Here is a 6,208-nt window from a genome sequence, read left to right as displayed (position 1 = left end):
TTTAACTGAAGAAGAAATGGTTGAAGTTGTTGGTGGTACTAGAGTAAATGGTTTTGTTAATGGAAATTGGAATAAAGGTATATTTTACTGGACACGCAACATTTGGAAATAAAAATGTTGTTAGTTTATAGCTTTTTAATGCTTATTTCTGGAGTAACCGATTTATGGATATTTTTTAGAGTTTCTCAAATTGCAGCTAGTAAAAAAAATATTTTGATTCTCGGTGGAGTGTTATTATTACTTCCTATTGTATGTGTAGGCATTGTTCAACTAGCTACTTTTTTAGAAATTTTATTTTTTATATTTTATTTTAGAAAAAGTAAAGAAAAAGACGTGGCTGTTGGATCAATTTTAATTGTGGGAGTTGTAGATTCCATAATAGATATATTAAATAGCATCTTAATGGAACTTTTGCATATTGAGGATATAATTTATCTTGATTTATTGGTCCAAATTAGCATTATAATTCTTGCAGTTTTTATTATTGAAACATTATATAAGTTTCTTTACTCATATTTAATGAGTGAAAATCACAATGTGTTTATAGGACTATTGATCTATCTATATGTTTCCACTACTTTAACAATGATTTTTTATGCGCAAACTAAGAAGGTTACATCATTAAGTATATTTTTTACAATTTTTGTATTAGTTCAAATAGTTTTTGCTATAGCGACTTACGTGGAACTAATAAATATTCAAAAGCATCTTTTAAAAAAATCACAACAAGATAAATTAATAAAAGAGCAAAAACAATTACAAGACTATGCGCAATATTTAGAAGAGAGCGAAGATGAACTTCGTGCTTTTCGACATGATTACCGAAATATGTTTAACTCATTAAAAATCAGTGCACAAGAAGGGAATACCAAAGAAGTAATCCAAAAGCTTGATGAATATACTAAGGCTAATTTAAATGCAAAAGCATTTGAAAAATATAGAGATGTTAATCATATAAAAATAAAGTCTCTGAAAAGTATCATTATTGCTAAGTTAACAGAAATGTATGGCGAAGATATTCCATATAATTTTGAATGTAGCGATGAAATTACTAAATTACCTAAAAATATTAATGAATTAGATTTAGTCAGAATTATTGGTATAAGTTGTGATAATGCAATTGAAGAAAGTAAAGAGTTATTGGAGCGGAATAAAGAAGCCCATATTGAAATTATGATCAATTCAAATGATAATGGTGAGTTTGAATATGAAATTCAAAATAAAAGAAGAGAATCGAAAATTTCACTTAAACAGATCCAGCAACGTGGTTATTCAACTAAGAAAAGTCACTCTGGCGTGGGTTTAGCTAATATCAATAATATTAAGAATAAATACGAAAATATGACTATTTCTTATGAAGTGCCAAAGGAATACTTTGATTTCTATCTCGTAATTGAACCAGAGGAGTGAAAAAATATTGAAATATCCAGTAATTATTTGTGATGACGATAGAACATTAGCGAATAATTTAGCAAATAATGTGAGATATGCAGTTGATAATTTTGTTGAAGACAATACAGCTTATGAAAATGTGGAGATTAGTGTAGAGCAAGTTGCCACTACCTTTGAGCAAGTCGTAAGTTATGTAGTGGCTAAGGATATTCAAAATGCAATTTACTTCTTAGATATTGAATTAAGTCAAAATTCTGAAGCTAAGAATGGAGTAGATTTAGCAGAATTCATCAAAAAACAAGATCCGAATGCTCAGATTATTTTTGTTACTGCTTATGATAAATATGCCCCCTTAACTTATCGAAGACGAATTGGTGCAATTGGTTATATTAATAAAGCACTAGACCAAAATGATATGATGAAGCGTCTAGAAGAAACAATTACTGGGGCGATTCAAAGTATTAACAATCTTACAAAGTCTGGAAGAAAAGAGCTTGTTTATAAAGTAGGCCGCAGGATAAATAAGGTAGAAGATACTAATATCTATTATCTTGAAAATAGCCCTACACAACATAAAGTTACGTTAATAACTGAAACTGGTTCAGCTGAATTTAGAAGTAATATTTCAAAAATTAGTGATGAAAATGACTTTCTTGTTAAAGTATCTCAATCTTGCGTAGTCAATCCAAATAATATTGATAGCATTGATTTTTCGAAAAAGACAATAACATTTCCTAATGGTGACGAAGTAATATTTGCTCGTAGTTGTAGAAAAAATGTCAAAAATTTACTAAGTAAATATCCAGAAATTAACGTTAAATAAAAGGTAAGACTTATGTTATTCAAATATAAATCTGTTTATGTACCTCAAGTAGATGAGATGGATTGCGGAGTTGCTTGTTTAGCGATGATCTTAAAACAATATCATTCTCGTATATCTTTAGCTCATTTACGTCATGAAGCGCGTACTAATCTTGAAGGAACAACTGCTTTAGGGTTAGTTAAAACAGCCCAGAAATTTAATTTAAAAACAGAAGCCGTAAAGGCAGATATGTCTTTATTTAATGATGACGGTATTCAGTATCCTTTTATTGCTCACGTACTTAAACAGGGAGAATTGCTTCACTATTATGTGGTGCTAAAAAATACTAAAAATTATTTATTAATTGCCGATCCAGATCCTTCAGTTGGTGTGATAAAAATGCCTAAAGATAGGTTCGCTCAAGAATGGACAGGGATTGCACTCTTTATGGTTCCCAATGAAAACTTTGAACCAATTAAAGAAAAGAAGAATAACCTATGGTCTCTCTTTCCATATATGTTTAAACAAAAGCGGCTAATGATTAATATCATTCTAGCCGCTTTATTAATGACCATAATTAGTATCTGTAGTTCATATTTTGTTCAAGGAATAATTGATACTTATATTCCAAGTGGTACTTATCAGACTTTATCAATCTTAGCAGTCGGATTGTTAATTGCTTATGTCTTTAATTCTATCTTCTCCTATGGACAGAATTTTTTGCTAAATGTTTTAGGACAAAGATTAAGTATTGATTTAAATCTTCAATATATTAGACATATTTTTGAATTACCGATGGAATTTTTTGTAACAAGAAGAACGGGTGAAATTACTTCACGTTTTTCTGATGCAAGTAGAATTATTGATGCTTTGGCAAGTACGGTTATCTCGCTTTTCTTAGATCTATCAATTGTAATCGTAATGGGATTAGTATTAGCGGCTCAGAGTATGACTTTGTTTGGAATCACATTATTGGCTTTACCTATTTATGCAGTTGTAATTCTAGGTTTTACTAAAAAGTTTGAAAAATTAAATAATGAGCAAATGGAAAGTAATGCTGTTTTGAGTTCTTCAGTTATTGAAGACATTCAAGGAATTGAAACAATTAAAGCATTAAATAGTGAGAATACAAGGTATAGAAGAATCGATAGTCAGTTTGTAGATTACTTAAAAAAATCTTTTAAATACAGCAAAACTGAGAGCTTGCAGACAGCACTCAAGACATTTATTCAATTATCTCTTAATGTAATTATTCTTTGGGTTGGTGCAAAAGTTGTAATGCAAGGACAATTGAGCATTGGTCAGTTGATGACTTTTAATGCGTTGCTGGCATATTTTATTGATCCACTGCAAAATATTATTAATCTGCAACCGCGACTTCAATCAGCTAGTGTTGCTCAAAATCGATTGAATGAGGTCTATCAAGTAAAAAGTGAATTCAATCAGAAGACTGCTATTGAAGATTGTAAGCTCCTAGAAGGAAATATTGAATATAAGAATGTGGATTATCGCTATGGTTATGGTGCAGATGTCTTAAAAGATATTAATCTAAAAATTAACCAGGGCGAAAAATTAACGATTGTTGGAATGAGTGGATCTGGAAAATCAACAATGGTTAAGTTGTTAGTAGATTTCTTTTCGCCAAGTAAGGGTCAAGTCATTTTAAATGGCCATGCAACAAGTGAGATTAATAAGCATAGCTTGCGATCATATGTGAATTATGTACCTCAAACCCCATATATCTTTTCTGGAACAGTTAGAGAGAATTTGTTGTTAGGTTGTAGGCCAGATATCACTGAAGAAAATGTAATAGAGGCTTGTCAGATTGCTGAGATTGACCAAGAAATAGCTAATCTACCTTTGCAATTTGAAACAAAATTAGATGAAAATGCAAAAATTCTATCTGGTGGACAAAAACAAAGGTTAACAATTGCTCGGGCATTATTATCTCCTGCAAAGGTATTTATCTTTGATGAAGTAACAAGTGGCTTAGATACAATTACTGAGAAGAGAGTAATTGATAATTTGATGAAGCTCAAAGATAAGACAATTATTTTTATCGCACACCGTCTGGCAATTGCGGAACGAGCAGATAAGGTTGTTGTAATTGATCGTGGCCAGATAGTTGAAGAAGGCAGTCACAGCGAATTGATGAATATGCATGGCTTTTATTATGACTTAGTGAAGGGATAGGTGAGTACAGATGGATGCAAAGAATTATGAAAGTACCGAATTCTATTCCTATAAGTATAGAAATTTTTCGACTATGATTATTATTCCAGCAGCTATTTTTGTCTTACTTTTATTTGTTGGATCTTTTTTTGCAGTTAGGCAGAATACAGTCTCTTCGGTTGGTGTTGTTGAACCAACGGTTGTAATTAAGCAGAAAAATGTTAACTATGATGAGGGACAAGTCGTTACGAAACATGGTCAAAAGTGGGTAGCTCATGTTGATCAAGATAGTGGGATTAGTTTAATGCCTGTTATGAAAGCTAAGAATAAAATAAAAATTGTAACTTATGTGACAAGCGACAAAGTCTCGACTATTAAAAAGGGACAGTCGTTAACCTTTTCTGTACCTACTGGAGATGGCTTAACTAGACACTTGACTGGTAAGGTAAAGGAAATTGGAGTCTATCCTGTGAACATGAATAAACAAAATATGTACGAAATTATTTCGACTGCAAAAGTTAATGATGAGAATATTAAATATGGGATGCAGGGGAATGTGACGATAATGACCGGTAGGAGTACGTATTTAAAATATCTTTTGGATAAGGTAAGGAATAATAAGTAAAAAATACTAATTTAGTTAATAAAAGTAATTTTAGACACAAATAGAACAATATTGGTCAATTTTATATCTTAAGATGATAACTTTAGTAAGCTATGCATATAAATAAAATTTTAGGAGGTTTCTATCATGAAACAATTTAATTATTTATCACATAAAGATTTAGCAGTCGTTGTTGGTGGAAGAAATAATTGGCAAACAAATGTGGGAGGAGCAGTGGGATCAGCTATGATTGGGGCTACAGTTGGTGGTACAATTTGTGGACCTGCATGTGCTGTAGCTGGTGCCCATTATCTTCCTATTTTATGGACAGGGGTTACAGCTGCAACAGGTGGTTTTGGCAAGATAAGAAAGTAGGATTTTGACAATGAAATTAAATGACAAAGAATTATCAAAGATTGTTGGTGGAAATCGATGGGGAGATACTGTTTTATCAGCTGCTAGTGGCGCAGGAACTGGTATTAAAGCATGTAAAAGTTTTGGCCCATGGGGAATGGCAATTTGTGGTGTAGGAGGTGCAGCAATAGGAGGTTATTTTGGCTATACTCATAATTAAACTATAGTCAATTAAAGTAAAACAGTGATGATTTGATATTTAGCACTGCATTACTTTATTCATAGATTCATTAGTAGGTAGTTTAAATGACTAAACATTATAAAATTATTGGTCTAAGGATATTGTCATGGGTAATTACGATTACTGGATTGATAATATTTATCGGAAATGTTCATGAGTATGGCTTACATTTTACTTATAATCAAGTATTGGCAATAATTATTGTGATTTTACTTTTAGTTACTACTATGTATTTTTCAGTTACACCCAAATTATTGAAATGGAATGAAAAATATGAGCTTGTATGGTGGTTATGCTATTTATGTGCTCCTATATATCTCTTTTTAACTAATTTATATAATTCAACAGATCTTGGTTATACTATCAAGTTTTGGCTTTTCTTTGGTGGAGGAGCAGCTTTAATAATCATAAGTAAGTATATTTTGAAAAACAAAAAATAAAGTCTAAATAATTTATCTATTTCAATCGTATATAAATAAAAATTAGAATACCAAATTGGTCTGTAAAACGACTTTAAGTAATAGCTATATAAATACTCCATGATAGTTATCATGGAGTATTTATGTAAAATTTTTTAGTAAACTACAGTAATTATAAGAGATGAGGAAAATTATGAAAATAAATGACTCTAGTCTTAAAGAAA

The 6,208-nt window shown here is 30.8% G+C and carries 7 protein-coding genes; all 7 read left to right on the top strand.

Annotated features, from left to right (window positions below; all coding sequences use genetic code 11):
• Positions 1-102: 102 nt before the first annotated feature.
• The 7 genes from Q9R40_RS09405 (at position 103) to Q9R40_RS09375 (ending at position 6,005) form a co-directional block, all read left to right on the top strand.
• Positions 103-1,410, top strand: coding sequence for a GHKL domain-containing protein (locus Q9R40_RS09405; protein WP_304677413.1), 1,308 nt, complete (start codon positions 103-105; stop codon positions 1,408-1,410).
• 7 nt (positions 1,411-1,417) lie between these two features.
• The gene (locus tag Q9R40_RS09400; RefSeq protein ID WP_304677412.1) at positions 1,418-2,215 is read left to right on the top strand and encodes a LytTR family DNA-binding domain-containing protein; all 798 of its coding nucleotides are present in this window, start codon (positions 1,418-1,420) and stop codon (positions 2,213-2,215) included.
• 12 nt (positions 2,216-2,227) lie between these two features.
• Positions 2,228-4,387: a peptide cleavage/export ABC transporter gene (locus Q9R40_RS09395; RefSeq protein ID WP_304677411.1), complete on the top strand. Its 2,160-nt coding sequence runs from the start codon at positions 2,228-2,230 to the stop codon at positions 4,385-4,387.
• A 10-nt stretch (positions 4,388-4,397) separates the two neighbouring features.
• Positions 4,398-4,991, top strand: a complete 594-nt coding sequence (locus Q9R40_RS09390; RefSeq protein ID WP_304677410.1) for an HlyD family efflux transporter periplasmic adaptor subunit — start codon at positions 4,398-4,400, stop codon at positions 4,989-4,991.
• 126 nt (positions 4,992-5,117) lie between these two features.
• Positions 5,118-5,345, top strand: a complete 228-nt coding sequence (locus tag Q9R40_RS09385; RefSeq protein WP_014567249.1) for a bacteriocin class II family protein — start codon at positions 5,118-5,120, stop codon at positions 5,343-5,345.
• Between the two features lie 10 nt (positions 5,346-5,355).
• Positions 5,356-5,544 carry a Blp family class II bacteriocin gene (locus Q9R40_RS09380; protein ID WP_011161712.1) on the top strand — a complete coding sequence of 63 codons (189 nt, stop codon included), beginning with the start codon at positions 5,356-5,358 and terminating at the stop codon, positions 5,542-5,544.
• A gap of 86 nt (positions 5,545-5,630) precedes the next feature.
• Complete coding sequence (locus tag Q9R40_RS09375; RefSeq protein ID WP_011161713.1) at positions 5,631-6,005, top strand: hypothetical protein; 375 nt, start codon at positions 5,631-5,633, stop codon at positions 6,003-6,005.
• The last annotated feature ends 203 nt before the right edge of the window (positions 6,006-6,208 follow it).

The organism is uncultured Lactobacillus sp., assembly GCF_948948975.1.
Lineage (GTDB): Bacteria > Bacillota > Bacilli > Lactobacillales > Lactobacillaceae > Lactobacillus.
This window is presented reverse-complemented; position numbering and strand designations above follow the sequence as displayed.